Annotated in this window: 16 protein-coding genes and 1 pseudogene; 10 read left to right on the top strand and 7 right to left on the bottom strand. The window is 61.2% G+C overall.

Features of this window, described 5'->3' with window-relative positions:
- Nucleotides 1-22: 22 nt before the first annotated feature.
- Nucleotides 23-1,054, bottom strand: coding sequence for an IS630-like element ISAhy2 family transposase (locus AB5Y84_RS01405; RefSeq protein WP_001809438.1), 1,032 nt, complete (start codon nucleotides 1,052-1,054; stop codon nucleotides 23-25).
- Nucleotides 1,055-1,163: 109 nt separating this feature from the next.
- Nucleotides 1,164-2,135 (bottom strand): annotated as a pseudogene (locus AB5Y84_RS01400) (phospholipase D-like domain-containing protein); the annotation flags it as partial.
- A gap of 154 nt (nucleotides 2,136-2,289) precedes the next feature.
- Here AB5Y84_RS01400 and AB5Y84_RS01395 point away from each other — a divergent pair.
- Nucleotides 2,290-2,757 (top strand): hypothetical protein, encoded by a 468-nt coding sequence (locus AB5Y84_RS01395; protein ID WP_368176227.1) that lies wholly within the window; start codon nucleotides 2,290-2,292, stop codon nucleotides 2,755-2,757.
- Nucleotides 2,758-2,920: 163 nt separating this feature from the next.
- Entirely contained in the window at nucleotides 2,921-3,289 is a 369-nt protein-coding gene (locus tag AB5Y84_RS01390) for a VOC family protein (protein WP_368176226.1), read from the top strand.
- Between the two features lie 220 nt (nucleotides 3,290-3,509).
- Here the strand turns inward: AB5Y84_RS01390 and AB5Y84_RS01385 are convergent, their stop codons facing one another.
- Nucleotides 3,510-5,090, bottom strand: coding sequence for an alpha/beta hydrolase (locus AB5Y84_RS01385; protein WP_368176225.1), 1,581 nt, complete (start codon nucleotides 5,088-5,090; stop codon nucleotides 3,510-3,512).
- Between the two features lie 345 nt (nucleotides 5,091-5,435).
- On the opposite strand from AB5Y84_RS01385, the gene AB5Y84_RS01380 reads away from it, so the two are divergent.
- Together AB5Y84_RS01380 and rluF are read left to right on the top strand one after the other, a co-directional pair.
- Nucleotides 5,436-5,558, top strand: a complete 123-nt coding sequence (locus tag AB5Y84_RS01380; protein ID WP_265177243.1) for a hypothetical protein — start codon at nucleotides 5,436-5,438, stop codon at nucleotides 5,556-5,558.
- Nucleotides 5,548-6,564, top strand: coding sequence for a 23S rRNA pseudouridine(2604) synthase RluF (gene rluF, locus AB5Y84_RS01375; RefSeq protein WP_368176224.1), 1,017 nt, complete (start codon nucleotides 5,548-5,550; stop codon nucleotides 6,562-6,564). Before AB5Y84_RS01380 ends, rluF begins: the two co-directional genes overlap by 11 nt.
- Before the next feature lie 68 nt (nucleotides 6,565-6,632).
- Here the strand turns inward: rluF and AB5Y84_RS01370 are convergent, their stop codons facing one another.
- A complete protein-coding gene (locus AB5Y84_RS01370; RefSeq protein WP_368176223.1) occupies nucleotides 6,633-7,895 on the bottom strand; it encodes an MFS transporter in 1,263 nt (420 codons plus the stop codon).
- Between the two features lie 176 nt (nucleotides 7,896-8,071).
- On the opposite strand from AB5Y84_RS01370, the gene AB5Y84_RS01365 reads away from it, so the two are divergent.
- Nucleotides 8,072-8,914 carry a LysR family transcriptional regulator gene (locus tag AB5Y84_RS01365; RefSeq protein WP_368176222.1) on the top strand — a complete coding sequence of 281 codons (843 nt, stop codon included), beginning with the start codon at nucleotides 8,072-8,074 and terminating at the stop codon, nucleotides 8,912-8,914.
- A 47-nt stretch (nucleotides 8,915-8,961) separates the two neighbouring features.
- Here the strand turns inward: AB5Y84_RS01365 and rsmS are convergent, their stop codons facing one another.
- Nucleotides 8,962-9,117 (bottom strand): pleiotropic regulatory protein RsmS, encoded by a 156-nt coding sequence (gene rsmS, locus AB5Y84_RS01360; RefSeq protein WP_368176221.1) that lies wholly within the window; start codon nucleotides 9,115-9,117, stop codon nucleotides 8,962-8,964.
- A gap of 95 nt (nucleotides 9,118-9,212) precedes the next feature.
- Nucleotides 9,213-9,680 carry an acyl-CoA thioesterase gene (locus AB5Y84_RS01355; RefSeq protein ID WP_139410503.1) on the bottom strand — a complete coding sequence of 156 codons (468 nt, stop codon included), beginning with the start codon at nucleotides 9,678-9,680 and terminating at the stop codon, nucleotides 9,213-9,215.
- Nucleotides 9,681-9,818: 138 nt separating this feature from the next.
- On the opposite strand from AB5Y84_RS01355, the gene AB5Y84_RS01350 reads away from it, so the two are divergent.
- On the top strand, nucleotides 9,819-10,457 hold the full coding sequence (locus AB5Y84_RS01350; protein ID WP_042656069.1) for a tellurite resistance TerB family protein: 639 nt from the start codon (nucleotides 9,819-9,821) through the stop codon (nucleotides 10,455-10,457).
- A 154-nt stretch (nucleotides 10,458-10,611) separates the two neighbouring features.
- Complete coding sequence (locus AB5Y84_RS01345) at nucleotides 10,612-11,070, top strand: N-acetyltransferase family protein (RefSeq protein WP_368176220.1); 459 nt, start codon at nucleotides 10,612-10,614, stop codon at nucleotides 11,068-11,070.
- 93 nt (nucleotides 11,071-11,163) lie between these two features.
- Here the strand turns inward: AB5Y84_RS01345 and AB5Y84_RS01340 are convergent, their stop codons facing one another.
- Nucleotides 11,164-12,579, bottom strand: a complete 1,416-nt coding sequence (locus tag AB5Y84_RS01340; RefSeq protein ID WP_058058766.1) for a PLP-dependent aminotransferase family protein — start codon at nucleotides 12,577-12,579, stop codon at nucleotides 11,164-11,166.
- Nucleotides 12,580-12,701: 122 nt separating this feature from the next.
- On the opposite strand from AB5Y84_RS01340, the gene AB5Y84_RS01335 reads away from it, so the two are divergent.
- From AB5Y84_RS01335 to cydX, 3 genes are read left to right on the top strand one after another with little or no spacing between them, the layout of a single operon-like run.
- Nucleotides 12,702-14,273, top strand: coding sequence for a cytochrome ubiquinol oxidase subunit I (locus AB5Y84_RS01335; protein WP_139732364.1), 1,572 nt, complete (start codon nucleotides 12,702-12,704; stop codon nucleotides 14,271-14,273).
- Complete coding sequence (gene cydB / locus AB5Y84_RS01330) at nucleotides 14,273-15,412, top strand: cytochrome d ubiquinol oxidase subunit II (protein ID WP_368176219.1); 1,140 nt, start codon at nucleotides 14,273-14,275, stop codon at nucleotides 15,410-15,412. Before AB5Y84_RS01335 ends, cydB begins: the two co-directional genes overlap by 1 nt.
- 16 nt (nucleotides 15,413-15,428) lie before the next feature.
- Nucleotides 15,429-15,539 carry a cytochrome bd-I oxidase subunit CydX gene (cydX, locus tag AB5Y84_RS01325; RefSeq protein WP_005337572.1) on the top strand — a complete coding sequence of 37 codons (111 nt, stop codon included), beginning with the start codon at nucleotides 15,429-15,431 and terminating at the stop codon, nucleotides 15,537-15,539.
- Nucleotides 15,540-15,617 lie beyond the last annotated feature (78 nt).

Raw genomic sequence — 15,617 nt, 5'->3', positions numbered from 1 at the left:
TAAATAACTGATCCCAATAGTGCTACACCTTCGCTGTGCCATAGCCATTCCCCGGGAAAGGAGACACGGTATCCATGAAGTGTTTCACTCGGGCCAGCAGGTTTGCCATCCCTCTGCATTGATGATTGCGCGTGATGGTTTCATGTAACTTGTGCCATAGCCGTTCTATGTGATTAACCCAAGGGCTGTAAACTGGCTGGAACACCAGGCAGAACTTGGGATTCTTCTTCAACCATCGCTCGGTCTGTTTGCTTTTGTGAATGATGTAGTTATCGAGGATCAACGTGATGGTTTTGGCTCGTCGGTAGTGGTGGCGCAGCTTTTCCAGCATGGCAATAAACAGCGATGAGTTTTTCTTGATCCCGCTGACGTAAAGTACCCTTCCGTTGCCTGCGTGGAGAACGCCTGCCAGATAATGCTTGGCATTCTGCCCCGGTGTGACAACCCGCTTTTGCTGCGCTCTGAACATCCAGTCGGCTCCTAATTTGGGATTGAGGTCTATATCGACTTCATCCTCATAAAACACCGGATTATCGGCATCACAGCGGGCCAGCGCGGCGTCGATATTCGCCATTTTTTCCTGATAGGCTGGGTCTTTTATCCGCAAGGTCGGCACGGGCCTGCGCCAGACAATGCCCATACGAGGTAACCATCGGCGGAGCGTGGAGGCTGCCACATTGAGCCCTGTTAACCGATTGATTTTTATAGCCAATAGTTCAGTACACCAACGGCTGCGCTGATAACCAAAATCTTGCGGAGAAAACTGCATGAGCAGCACCAGTAAGGTGACAATCTTGGCGATAGGTAAGACTGGGGCACGGCCAGCCGGTAAGGCTTCTAGCGCATCTATGCCTTCATCTCGATACCACCGAAGCCAACGACCGATGGTCGAGCGCGCAGCGCCGGTAAGGTGATGAACATCGGTGATCGTGCGTCCTTCATGTAACAGCAAGATGGCCATCAAGCGACGAGCATGTCCTTTATCACGGGTGGCATGGATGATTTTGTGAATGCGGCGCCGTTGTGGTCGTGGCAGAGGTGGTAGGATAGGCATCAACTCAGTCCTTTGGGTGTGGCTTGTTTTGTTTAGCGACTAATCAGATCGCACAAACTGGACTGAGTTCCCTTCCTCCGGTGATCTACTATTCGGAACAGCTATTTAGTTGATGGGGAAACGGCGTGATATCAAAGAAATAGGCGGGGCTATTTTTGTCCCCATCTCCACGGGCCTCTTGCAGTGCATGCTGCAATTTCGTACGGCTTTCGAGCTTGCCATCAAACAGCTCAAAATCATCGGATTCCCAATAGGTTTCAAAGGTACTCAGGGATTTCTCGATAATATGAGGGATCTCTTGCGAGGTGATTTTTAGGTTCCACTCCAAGCCGCTGGTGAGGGCAGAGTGAGAGAGATTGGAGGAACCTATATAGCCGGTATGAAAGCCGGTATTTCGGCAAAAGAGATAGCTCTTGGCATGCAACCGCTCGCGCTGGGTGTTATAGCTGAGTTTGACTTCGGTATTTGGGAGGCTGGCTAAAAATTCAACTGCCTTGGCGTCGGTCGCCCCCATATAAGAGGTAGTAATTACTTTTAATTGGCGGCCGCTGCGAGTGAACTCTTCCAGCTCATGACGGAAAATCCGGATACCTGCCCATTTGATAAATGAGACCAGCCAGCAGATGTTATCTGCAGATAATATCTCCCGTTTAATCTCCGACTCCATCGACAAACCCGCATTGCTGCCACAAAACAGTTCGCTCTGAGTGAGACCTGTCAGAGGGAAAATATCCTCGGCATATTGCTTTAAATTGGCGGAGATGGGGTTATCCAACTGGTAGAGCGCGGTCAGAATTTTCCCCTGACTATCGATGAGGTTCTCGCCAATAAAGTCTGGGTCTTGGGTGCGATCCTTTAGCCAAAGCAATAACTGGTTAGCCAGCTCGATCTGCCGTTGCAGCTGATCCTCTCCAGTGACCGAACCCACCGCATATTCCAAAACCCGGCTCAGAAATCTGGATAACCAAACTGCCGCTTCGGCAGGTTCAAGTTGGCGTTCCCCTACGTAAAAGCGCGCGCGGTCGAGTCGAGATGTCAGCAGTTGAGTAATGAGCTGTTCATAAATACCGCATTGTTGCATCGCACTTTAGCCTTGAACGTTGTACATGAGGGTGGCGAGAAGAGTATCATTTTTTCCAACCAAATCAGTAAGCTGTTGTCGCCTGTTACTCGTTTGAAGATCGCCCTGGTTTTCGGTAAGAGAGCGCGGCAGTAACAACCACAGGGAGGTGGTGATGGATCCGGTTTCCTATCTTTTTTCGGCTTACCTCAATCTGGTACAGCAGCAGGTTGCGGATATCTATGGCACCGAGGCCAAGACGCTGGTGGTGCAGTATGAGGGGGAGTCGGTCCCGTTCTCTTTTCAGCTGTGGCAGATCCAGCAGCCGAGCGTTTGTCGTTCCTACGAGCAGGATGTTCGGCGTTTTAGCCAGTGCACGGTCAAGGCGTCCGCCCTGTTTCACAAGCTGTGTGATGACTTGACCCGGCAGGATGACAGCAGTTGGCAACTGCCCAAATTTCGCACCATGTACTGCTCGGCTGCCATCAGTTATCGGCCGATGATTGCAGAGATTGGGGATGCCAAGCAGAGTCCTGCCAAGCTGGTGGAGCGCGCCTGCAATCAGGCGATTCTGGCGGCAATGGACAGTGACGATGAAGCCCTGCTGGCCCAGCGTGACAAAGCGTGCGCAGCGGTGCAGTAACGCGAATTTATTTGACCAGAACGTTTGCGCCCTCTTTGCGCGCCACGGCACACATGGGCTCTCCCTTGTCGGGTAAGATGGGGTTGCCCGCCGTGGCGGTAACAGTCGGATGCTTGCGGGCATATGTCGGTCACATCAGCCAGATCACCACCAGGAGGTAACCATGATCAGCCATATCGACCATCTGGTATTGACGGTCAGTGATATCGAACGGGCCGTGGCGTTTTACAGTTCGGTGCTCAATATGGAGGCCATCACCTTCGGTGCGGGGCGCCGGGCGGTAGGGTTTGGCAACCAGAAGATCAATCTGCAACTGCTTGGGCAGGAGCCGCGCAATCGGGCGCAGGTGGGGTCGGGGGATGTCTGCCTTATCACCCGCTGGCCGCTGGAGCAGGTGATGGCCCAGCTTGCCTGCCACGGGGTGGAGATTGTCGAGGGGCCGGTGACCAAAAGTGACGCCTGCGGGCCGATAGAATCCATCTACTTCCTCGACCCTGACCAGAATCTGATAGAAGTGAGCCGTTATCCCTGACAGGGCTGGCGCGGCGCCTGACGGTGTAACACCTATCAGAGTCACTCTATTTCCTCGATCCGGATCAGAACCTGATAGAAGTCAGCATCTATACCTGAGCCCACCAAGCCATCACTCCCATAGCCATCATCAATAGAAAGGGGCCGTCAATTGACGGCCCCTTTCTTGTATCGCCATCGACCCAGCGCCAGTGGCTCTTTGCCGATTCTCCAGAGACACCCTAGAAAGGCGCGCTGCTCTCATCGCTCTCCTGTAAAAACTGCTCCACTTCTGCCTGATAGGCCGCATCAGGTTGACCACTGCTGGCAGGGGGTACGGCGGCAGGCCGGACGACGGGAGGGGCGGTGAGGGTCTCCATCACCCGCTGCTGCAGATAGGGGTAGAAGGGGTTGGAGGAGGTGCGGGTGAGGGCGCCGGGGTTGACGATCAGCACGCCGCGCTCGCCGCGCAGGGCCAGACCGCCGAGATTGATGCCGTATTGCTCCCGCTGCTCCGGGCGCGCCGCCATGCCATAGAGGGCGTCGTCCATCGGGAAGGGGAGCGCCACGTGGGAGAGTGAGTAGATCTCCTTGGGATAATCGATACCCAGCGGGTGAACTTGCTCAGGCTGGTCGGCGCTGGCCAGCGTTCTGGCCTGCGTCGCGGGGGAGGTTGGCTCGACGTTGCCCACCACGGTGAGGCGATAGTGCCCGGGGGCGTTTGGCAGCAAGCGGTGCAGCGCCAGCTCGGAGGCCGAGCTCATCAGCGGGCCAAACAGGGTGCTGCGGTTGATATCAAACAGCACCAGTTCGCTGCCGTTGGCCGGCAGGTAGTGGTAGAGATCGGCAATGATGGAGCGGGTGCTGACGGTGTAGTCCATCACCGACTGGAAGGTGAGGGCGGGGGGAAACGCCGCCAGCTCGCCACTGGCGGCCAGTTGGCGTACCTGCTGCTGGATGGCGTGGGTCAGGCGATAGGACTGGCGCGCGCCGTTGACCGGAAACGAGTTGTACTTGAACGGGTTGAACTCCGGCATGGTGTCGAGCCAGGCGGCGTTGGCAAAGGCGGGCAGCAGGGCAGGCACGGCCTTGAGCCCGGCGAAGCGGGCAAAGCGGGTCACCCCGATCATCGGGGAGATCAGCACCAGCCGATCCGGTTTTGCCAGCGTGCCGCTCGGGTCGGCTAGCGCATCGAGCGCATATTTCACCGCCAGCGCACCGCCGTTGGAAAAGCCCACCAGATGCAGCGGCCGCTTGCCCGGTGCCAGCAATCTGGCCTCCCGCACCGCCAATCGGGTAGCGGCCAGCCAGGTCTCCCAATCCACATCCACGAGGCCAGCGGGCACGGTGCCGTGACCGGGGATCCTCAGTCCCAGCGCGATAAAGCCCTGCTGCTGATAGCGTCTGGCCAGATGGCGCAGGCTGTAGGGCGAGTCGGTCAGGCCGTGCAGCAGCACCGCCACTCCTTTGACTTCCCCCTCGGGGCGCAGCAGGTAGGAGCGGTTCCAGTTCTGCTGAAAGCGGGCGGGATTGATGGGGGCGTCCTGATAGTAGCGATTGCTGGCTAGTTGCTGTGCTGGCGGCGTCTTGGCGACCACCTCGCTGGCCACCAGCTCGAACAGCTCTGCTTCGCGGGTCAGATAGGCTTGCCAGTCGCTGCTATCGAGCTCATCGACACTGAGTTCGGGGGGCACCACTGTGTGCCACAGCTGCAGCGGCGCTGCCTGCCAGGCGAAGTAGGCGATCACCGCCCATGCAGTCAGCAACAGCAGCAACAGGGTCAGCAGAGCACGGCGAACAAGGCGGCGAGTGTGAGCCAGCATGGTGCAATCCTTGGCGATAGGGTGGGGGCCGCCTCTGGGCGGGCGAGTTTGGCGCAGCACATTGGGCGCAGCCAACCGGCTTAAAGCCTAATGGAAACAAGGTGATATGTATAGTTGATGGCGTTCGGCCGCGCTGGCTGTGGGCGCCTGATCACGCCGTTGGCATCAGGCTGGCCGTTCGAAGGCTGCATCGCGGGCCATCTGGCGGCGTGAACTTGTCCGCGGATGCCCGCTTGGGCGCTGCGACCTTGCAACTATCTGCCCCTGAAAGGGGGCAATTATGCTACTGTAGCGGCGTTTTTTGATGGATAAGCTGGCATTGGCCTTTTTTGAAGATGGAATGGTATGCAGAACTTTGACGTAGTGAATTGGCTGATGCAGCAGACAGCCTCCCCGGCGCAGCCGGAACAGGCGATGGCACAACCGGGCGCGGCCCAGACCCTGTGGCAGGTGATCCATGCTGGCTAACGAATCCATGCGCCTGAACAAATACATCAGCGAGAGCGGCATCTGCTCGCGCCGCGAGGCCGACCGCTTTATCGAGCAGGGCCACGTCTTTATCAACGGCAAGCGGGCCGGGATCGGTGATCAGGTGCAGGTTGGCGATCTGGTCAAGGTGAACGGTCAGGTGATCGAGCCGCGCGAGGCGGACAGTCTGGTGCTGATCGCCCTCAACAAGCCGGTGGGCATCGTCAGTACCACTGAGGCGGGCGAGAAGGACAACATCGTCGATTTCGTCAACCACAGCACCCGGGTCTTCCCCATCGGGCGGCTCGACAAGGATTCGCAGGGGCTGATTTTTCTCACCAACCACGGCGATCTGGTCAACAAGATCCTGCGGGCGGGCAACGATCACGAGAAAGAGTATCTGGTGACCGTCGACAAGCCGGTGACCGACGAGTTTGTGCGCGGCATGGCGGCCGGGGTGCCGATCCTCGGTACTGTGACCAAGAAGTGCAAGGTGAAGAAAGAGGCGCCGTTCGTCTTTCGCATCACGCTAGTGCAGGGGCTTAACCGCCAGATCCGCCGCATGTGCGAGCACTTCGGTTTTGAAGTGACCAAGCTGGAGCGCATCCGCATCATGAACGTCAGCCTCAAGGGGCTGCCGGTAGGCGAGTGGCGCGATCTCACCGACGACGAGCTGATCGATCTGTTCAAGCTGATTGAGGACTCCTCCTCCGAGGTGAAACCGGCCAAAGGCGACAAACCCAAGGCGGCCAAGGCTCCTGCGGCGCAAAGCGCCAAACCGGGGCAGGGCAAGAAGCCGCGCCGCGATGACGATCACGAGATTGGCGGGCGCCCCAATGTGCCGGGCCCGGAAGCCTTCGAGAAGAAGCTGCCGGTGGGTAAGGGTGGCGCTGGCAAAGGTGTTGCCAATAAAGGTGGTGCTGGTAAAGGGTCACTCAAGGGTGGCAAACCGGCCGCTGGCAAGCCGCGCACCGCTAACACCGGACGGCAGAAGAAGGGGCGCTAAGTTGCTCCCCTGAGTGGCGTCAGCCTCGTCTTGTGATCCTCAACACTGCTATCCCCAACACACCGGCCTCAGGCCGGTGTGTTGTTTTGGACTGCAGAGCTGGTTGGGAGGGGCGCCGAGATGGTCGGCTCGCTGGCGGTCGGTAACCGCATGACGCGGGGGTAGTGGCGCGGGTCGAGGCGCACTACCAGCAGGCTCATCAGTAGCAATCCTCCCAGTTGCCACTGCCAGGCGGCCGCAAAGTCGCCCACATAGTGATAGAGCCGTGCCGCCACCCAGGGGCCGGTGGCCGCCAGCATAAAGCCGAAGCCCTGCATCAGGGCGCTCAGGGTGCCCGCGCGGCGCGGGGCGGGCAGGTGATCGAGCGCTATCACCATGATGAGCGAAAAGCTGCCGCCAAGACCGGCACCGCACAGCATGCACCAGAGAATGGGGGCGCTGGCTGGCGCCAGCCAGAGACCGCCAAATCCCGCCAGCTGCATGGCGATGGCAAGGCCCATCCACGGTCGCCGATCCAGACTGCGCGCCGCCAGCAGCGGCAGACCGAGGCCGCTGGCGGTCTGGGCCAGTGCCAGCCAGGCGACCAGTTCGCCCGCCTGCGCGGCGCTCCAGCCCTGCGCCATATAGGCGGGGGCCAGCCAGGCCACGACGATGCCGTAGCCACTGTTGATGATGCCAAAGCAGACGATCAGCAACCAGCTGCGGGGCAGGGTGATCAGCCGCTGTTCGCCGTGGGGGATTGCGACAGCGGCGGTGCTTGGCAGACGCACTTTCCACACCAGCCAGACGAGGGCCAGCAGCAGCGGCAGGCTCCAGAGCGCCAGTGCCCGCGACCAGTCGAGGCTCGCCGCCAGCCTTGGGGTGAGGCTGGCCCCCAGTGCTCCGCCCCCCATCATGCAGGCGGAGAAGATCCCCATCACCAGCGGTACCTTGTGGGCGAAGGCCTGCTTGATCAGCGCCGGTAGCACTCCCTGCACCAGTGCCGACCCCAATCCACAAAGCGCAGCACTGGCGATCAGCAAGCTGCCGCTTTGGGCATCGAAGCGGATGGCGCTGCCAATGCCGAGCAGCAGCAGGGCCGCCCCCAATAGTTGGCACGCACTGGCGCGCCGACGCAGGCTGGGGGTGAGCAGCACGCCAATCCCGATCAGCCAGAGCGGCAACAGGGTAAGCCAGGCGAGGGTGTCCATCCCCAGCGACAGGGCGCGGCCAATCTCGCCGCTCAGCGGGCCGATGGCGGTAAGAAAGGGGCGCAGATTCAGGCCAATCAGGATCACCAGCGCCAGCAGGGCGGTCTGGCCTGCGGGATGACCCGCATTTCGTTGATTCATCGGGTGCAGTTTCCGGTTCTGGGAGAACCAGGGGGGATTCGGGACGCGGAGTCATCGGGGCTGAACATGGCAGATCACCGTCAAAGGAGGCAAAAACGCCAGCCTAGCGGGGTCGAAAATCATTTGGAAATTAAATGATAGAATGGGTTTCAGTGAGTTTATAAATGGAGCGCCCCATGCTGGATCCCCTGTTACTGCGCAGTTTTGTCGCCATTATCGACACCGGCAGCTTTACCCGCGCCGGTGAACGGGTCCATCTGACCCAATCCACCATCAGCCAGCAGATCCGCCGCCTTGAGCAGCAGCTCGGCTGCCCACTGCTGGATCGCGCTGGCCGTCAGGTGGTGGCGACAGCGGAGGGGGAAAAATTGCTGGGGCTGGCCCGCCGCATTCTGGCGCTGCTGGCGCAGGCCGAAGAACAAGTGACGGAAGGGAGCGTGGCGCTCAGCCTTGGGGTGCCGGAGGATTTTGCCGCAGGCGCCATCCCCCCTGTGCTGGCCGCCTTTGCCCGCGACTACCCCGAGGTGCGGCTGGAGGTGCAAAGTGGCCTGAGCCACGAGATCTGGCAGCGCTTCGAGGCGGGGGAGCTGGATCTGGCGCTGGTCAAGCAGACTCGGGGAAAGGGTTCGCCCCTTGCCAGTTGGCGCGAGCCGCTGGTGTGGGTCGACAGTCGCGACTGGCCCGCACGGGAACGGGATCCGCTGCCGCTGGTGGTGTTCCCGAGCGAAGGGCTCTATCGGCGCCAGATGACCGAGGCGCTTGATGGTCTGGGTCGGCGTTGGCGTATCGCCTATGTCAGCGCCAGCCTCGCCAGTTTGCAGGGGGCGGTGAGCGCGGGGATCGGGGTGAGCTTGCTACCCAAACGGCTGATGCCCGCCGATCAGCTGGCCCTGACCCAGTGGCCCAAGGTGGCGCCGGTGGAGCTGGCCCTCCATGCCGGGAGAAGCGGGGGCGAGCCGCTCACCCGCCTGAGTTCGGCCCTGATCGCCCTGTGCGACGAGGTGATGGGGCCGCAGTGAGTGGCTATGTGGTGAAAAACTGAAGTCGGAAAGATAAAACGGGGGGATCAGTGATCCTTCCCCTCCGCCAGCTTGCGCTCGTAATCCTGTTTCACAATGGCCAGCGCCGCCAGCACCAGTGCGGGGGCCAGCTCATTGGTTTCCAGCAGTTCGATAAGGTCCACCGCGAGTTTCACCTCGGGTGGGGCAGTTTCCAGTGACATGGGCAGGGTTCCGGTTGCGGGAAGAGGGGGGATTATACAGGGGCGCCGCCGTTGGCCGAAAGCGCCCCCTCTATCGGGCAGGGGAATCACCAAGCTCAGAGGTGCTGGCGCATCTCCTTGTCGATCTCCTCGCGCAGGGCAATCAGCTTTTTGGCGTACTGCTGCAACTGCAGATCGCTGTCGCTCACCGGCTGCCACTGGGGCACCGGGGTCGGTTTGCCCTGCTCATCCATCGCCACGAAGATGATGATGCAGTGGGTAGTCTTGTGGCGCTCGGTGTCGGTGGGGTGGCGGCTGTAGACATCCACCGCCAGATGCATGCTGGTAGTGCCGGTGTGGATCACCTGAGCGTGCACCTCCACCAGCTGGCCAATCTGGATGGGGCGCAAAAAGCGGATCCCCCCCACATAGACGGTCACCGCATAGCCGCCGCACCAGCCGGCGGCGCAGGCATAGCCCGCCTGATCGATCCACTTCATCACCATGCCGCCGTGTACCTTGCCGCCGAAATTGACGTCAGAGGGTTCGGCCAGAAATTGCAGGGTCAGTTCGCGATTGGGCACAGTTACATCCTTATTGCCTGAAGGGTTTCCCTGAGCTTTGCCCCATCGGCCTGCCCGGTCAAGGGTTCATCCCCGATTCAGGGGGGCGGGGTCACTATCTTGCTCTATCGATGGGAACATAGCCGCAGGAGTGACACCATGAAACAGATGCTGGAACAGTTGCTGGGGGCAGGCAAAGGCTGGCTCAACGAAGGCGGAGACAAGCGCAAGGGGCAGATGCAGGGAGCGCTGGCCGGCGGCGCGCTCGGTCTGCTGCTGGGCAATAAAAAAGTGCGCAAATATGGTGGCAAGGCCGCTGCCGTGGGGGGCGCTGCGGCCCTTGGCGGGCTGGCCTACAAGCTCTATCAGGATTGGCAGGCCCAGCAGGCGGCACCGGCCCAGCCCACCCATCCCATCAGTGGGCTGGAAGGCAATGCGCTGGATGCCCGCGCAGCGCTTTTGGTGCGCGCCATGGTGGCGGCAGCCCGGGCCGATGGCCATATCGACGGCGCCGAGCGCCAGAAAATTCAGGAGTACCTGACCGAACAGGGCCAGAGCGATGTCGCCCGTTGGATTGACGCCGAGCTGGCCCGCCCCCTCGATCCCCACGCGCTGGCGCGGGAAGTGACCGACATGGAGCTGGCCACCGAGGTCTATCTCGCCTCCCTGCTCGCCATCGAGGTGGATCACTTTATGGAGCGAGGCTATCTCGACGAACTGGCGCGCGCCCTCAAACTCGATGACAACCTCAAGGGAAGCATCGAGCGGCAGGTGGCCCAACTTAACGCCCCCGCCTGATATTCCTCACCGCCATGGATTGCCGATAACGCCCCGCTCAAGGGGCGTTGTTGTTTAGGTTGCTCGTCAAAAGATACGGATGAGCCTATTTGGATTGCGGGACACAGCCCCTAAGATGGCGCAGGACCATCACCCTTTTTGCAAGGAGCAACCGTTGGAGATACGCAAGGCAAGCGAACTGGATATCGACGCCATTGTCGAGCTGAACCGGCAGATAGGAGAGATCCACCATGCACATTACCCCGAGGTGTTCTGCCCGCCGTCACCAGAGGAGCGGGCATTTTTGCTGAGCGCTATCGGCGCGGAAGGGCGTCTGTTCTGCGTTGCCGAGCAGGATGGCATGGTGGTGGGCTTTTTGACTGCGCGGATCGACATCAACGAAACAATCCCGTATCTCAGCAAGCAGCCTATCTGCCGCATCGGCTCGGTGGTGGTGGATGAGCAGCACCGCTCCCGCGGGATTGGCAAGGCGCTGATCGCCCATTGCGATGAGTGGGCCAAGGCCCGTGATGCTCAGCAAATCCGGCTGGAGGTGATGGCCTTCAACGAGTGCGCCCAAGCGCTCTACGAGGCGCTGGGCTTCAAGGTGCAGTCGCAGATCATGGCCAGATGATCAGTTTTTGATGGCGAGCCAGGGCGCGTCACTCCCCAACTACAAAGGCCCGTTGCGGGCCTTTGTTCGTTTCGCCAGCGGCTCCTTGCCTCGTTACTTTTCACCGAGCTGCGCGGCAATCAGCGCTGCCAGCCGGGTGAGGGCCTGCTCCAGCTGTTCGCTCCAGGGATGGGAGCTGTTGAGGCGCAGGCAGTGGTTGTGTTGCCCCTGACTGGAAAAGAGGGCGCCGGGGGCCACTGAAAAACCGCTGCCCAGAGCCTTGGCGTGCAGGGCTCGGCTGTCGAAATGGGCAGGCAGCGCCAGCCAGAGAAAGTAGCCGCCATCGGGGGAGGAGATCCGCACCTCGTCCGGCAACAGCCGTTGCAGGGCCGCCCGCATCTGCTGCTGGCGCTGGGCCAGGGTGTGGCGCAGGCGGCGAAAGTGGGCATCGACCCCGCCCTGGCGCAGCATCTCGGCCAGCGCCAGCTGGCTCGGCACATTGGTGGAGAGGGTGGACATCAGTTGCAGCCGCTGCACCCGCTCGGCATGGGGCCCCGCCACCACCCAGCCGACCCGAAAGCCCGGCGCCAGACACTTGGAAAAGGAGCTGCAGAGCAGGCTGTCGCCACGCTGATCCCAGTGGCGGATCGGCTTGGGACGTTCGCGGCCAAAGTAGACCTCCGCATAGACGTCATCCTCCACCAGCGGCACCCCGTGGCTGTTGAGCAGCGCCATCAGCTGCGCTTTGTGACTATCTGGCATGGTGTGGCCCAGCGGGTGCTGCACATTGCCCATCAGCCAGCACGCCTTGACCGGAATACGGGTGAGGGCGTCTTCCAATAGCGCCAGATCGATACCCACCCCCGGAATCACCGGGATCTCCACCGCCTTGAGTTTCAGCCGCTCGATGGCTTGCAGGGCGCCATAGAAGGTGGGGGACTCCACCACCACCCAGTCACCGGGCTCGGTCAGCACCTGCAGGCTGAGGGAGAGCGCCTCCATGGCGCCGGTGGTGATGATGATCTCCTGCGGATTGACCGCCACCCCGTCGCTGGCGTAACGCTGGGCGATAGCGCGGCGCAGCGCTTCGTTGCCGGGGGGCAGGTCGGCCACCGTGCTGAAGGGATCGAGTTTGCGCATGCAGCTGGCCAGGGCCCGTCCGAGCTGGGGATGGGGGAACAGGGTCGGGTCTGCCACCGACATGCCAAGGGGCACCAGATCCCGCGATTTGCTCGCCTGCAACACCTCGAACACCAGATCGTTGATATCCACCGAGCCGCTGTAGTGGGTCTGGCTCGGCGTGTGCTGCACGACCTGTGGTGAGGCGGCTTTGACGTAGTAACCGGACTGGGGGCGGGCGAGGATCCGCCCCTGACTCTCCAGCAGTTGATAGGCCTGCAACACCGTCATGGGGCTGAGCCCGTGGGTCTTGCAGCTCTGGCGAATGGAGGGGATGCGCTCCCCCGGTTGCCAGATACCATCGTCGATCTGGCTTTGCAGGCGGTCGGCCAACTGCTGGTAAAGGGACATGATCTGGATCAACTGTTATAGGTGTAATTCAATATAACTGCATCTGTTATAGGTGTCATGCTCCGTGATGTACTTGTCACGCACGAAACGTGCAAGGCAAATACAACAAAAGAGAGTGACGCATGATCAATCCGGATGACGTGGTCAGCCTGTCTCGCCTGCAATTTGGCGCCACGGCCCTGTTCCACTTCCTGTTTGTGCCCCTCACGCTGGGGCTGTCCTGGATCCTGGTGATCGCCGAGTCGGCTTATGTGATGACCGGCAAGGTGATCTATCAGGACATCACCCGCTTCTGGGGCAAACTGTTTGGCATCAACTTCGTCATGGGGGTCACCACGGGGATCACCATGGAGTTTCAGTTCGGCACCAACTGGGCTTACTACTCCCACTATGTGGGGGACATCTTCGGTACTCCGCTGGCCATCGAGGGGCTGATGGCCTTCTTCCTCGAATCGACCCTGGTGGGGCTCTTCTTCTTCGGCTGGGACAAGCTCTCCCGTGGCAAGCACCTGCTGGTGACCATGCTGGTGGCGCTCGGCTCCAATCTCTCGGCGCTCTGGATCCTGATCGGCAACGGCTGGATGCAAAACCCGGTGGGGGCCGAGTTCAACCTGCTGACCCAGCGCATGGAGCTGGTGGATATCGCCGCCGTGCTCTTTAACCCGGTGGCGCAGGTGAAGTTCGTTCACACCGTTGCGGCGGGCTATGTGGCGGCCTCCATGTTCGTGATGGGGGTGAGCAGCTGGTATCTGCTGCGCAAGACCGAGGTGCAGTTTGCCCTGCGCTCCTTCGCCATCGCTTCCGGTTTCGGACTGGCGGCCATCCTCTCGGTCATTGTGCTCGGGGATGAGTCGGGCTATCGCACCGGCGAGGTGCAGAAGGTGAAGCTTGCCGCCATCGAGGCGGAGTGGGAGACCGAGCCGGCGCCAGCTTCCTTTACCCTGTTCGGCTTCCCGGATCAGACTGCCGAGACCACCCACGCAGCCATCAAGATCCCGTATCTGATGGGGATCATCGCTACCCGCTCCATCGACGAGGCGGTGACCGGCCTCAAGGATATCAAGGTGCAGAACGAGGCGCGCATTCGCAGCGGCATGGTGGCGGCCGAGGCCCTCGAGCAGATCCGGCAGGGCGATGACACCCCGGCCAACCGCGCCCGCTTCGAGCAGCACGGCAAGGATCTCGGCTACGGCATGCTGCTAACCCCCTATGCCAGCAATATCGCCAAGGCGGGGGAGGCGGAGATCGCCAAAGCGGTCGATGACTCCATCCCGCCGGTGGCGCCGCTGTTCTGGGGCTTTCGGGTGATGGTGGGGCTTGGCGTCACCATGCTGGGGCTGATGGTGGTGAGCTTTGTTCAGCTCTGCCGCAACCGGCTGCAAGACTCACCGCGCCTGCTCAAGACCCTGCTCTGGAGCATTCCGCTGCCCTGGATTGCCATCGAGGCGGGCTGGCTGGTGGCCGAACTCGGCCGTCAACCCTGGACCATCAGCGATGTGCTGCCGGTCTCGGCCTCGGTCTCTTTGCTTCAGCCGGGCCAACTCTGGTTCAGCCTCATTGCTATCTGTTCCATCTACACCCTGTTGCTGGTGGTGGAGTTGTTCCTGTTGCGCCATGTGATCCGCAAGGGGCCCGCCATTCTCCATACCGGCCGCTACAGCGGTGAACAACCCGAACTTGCGAGGATCGCCTGATGGATTACGCAACCCTGAAACTTATCTTGTGGGCGCTGGTGCTCTTCATGATGGTCGGTTTTATCGTGATGGATGGCTTCGATCTCGGCATCGCCATGCTGCTGCCGGTGGTGTCGAAAGATGACGACGACCGCCGTCTGGTGATCAACAGCGTGGGGCCGGTGTGGGAGGGCAATCAGGTGTGGCTGATTGCCGGTGCCGGTGCCCTGTTCGCCGCCTGGCCGCTGGTTTATGCCGCCGCCTTCTCGGGGCTTTACATCCCCATGGTGGTGCTGCTGCTCGGGCTATTTTTGCGTCCGGTCGGCTTTGACTATCGCAGCAAGCTGGCCGATCCGGTGTGGCGCCGCTGGTGGGATCGGGCGCTGGTGGCCGGTGGCCTGATACCGACCCTGATCCTCGGTGCGGCTATCGGTCTGGTGATGGAAGGGCTGCCGTTCCGCTTCGACACGGCGCTGCGTCTGCACTATGGCGCATTCGACTTCCACTGGGGCTGGCTGCTCTCGGTGTTGGCCACTGCCATCAGCCTGTTGCTGCTGCACGGCGCCGGTTTTCTGCAAGCCAAGGTGACCGGCACCCCTGCGCTGCGCGCACGGGGGATCGCCATCCTGCTGGCCCCGCTGGTGAGCCTCTGCTACCTGCTGGCTGGTTGGCATCTGGTGGATCTGCAAGGGTTTCAGCTGACCGGTGTGGGCACACAACCCTTTGACCCGAATGCCGCCATCAGCCCGCTGATGAAAGGGGTGATCCCCCACGCCGGAGGCTGGCTGCGCAACTACTTTGACTATCCGCTGCTGTGGCTGGTGCCGATCATCGGGACGCTGGCGCCGCTGGTGAGCGGGATTGCCTCCTGGCTGGAGCGGGGCCAAATTGCGCTGCTGGCCAGCGCCATTGCCTGCGCCGCCATGCTCTGCTCGGTGGCCATCGCCCTGTTCCCCTTCGTGCTGCCCTCATCCCTCGATGCCGTCAGCAGCCTGACCCTGTGGGACAGCACCTCCAGCTACAAGACCCTGGCCATCATGTTCGGCCTCGTGCTGGTGCTGATGCCGATCAACCTGGGCTACACCGGCTGGGTCTATCGGGTGGTGCGCGGCAAGCTCGACCGTGCCCGCATCAAGCGCGACAGCCATCAACTCTACTGACCTCAAGGGATCTGCTATGTGGTACTTCACCTGGATTTTGGGCCTCGGATTCGCCCTGCTGCTGGGCCTGTGCAACCTGCTCTGGCTGGAAGCGCGCTGGCAGGCGGACGAACGGGACGGTAACTGACGGCGGGGGGCTCGCGCCCCGCCATGGCCGGTGGCTGGCGTTCACTCGTCGCCATCGGCCTCTCTCTCCCCCTCTTTA

This window comes from Aeromonas sp. s11 (assembly GCF_040907945.1).
Lineage (GTDB): Bacteria > Pseudomonadota > Gammaproteobacteria > Enterobacterales > Aeromonadaceae > Aeromonas > Aeromonas veronii.
The sequence above is the reverse complement of the archived record's forward strand: the minus strand, read 5'-3'. Positions and strand labels throughout refer to the sequence as shown.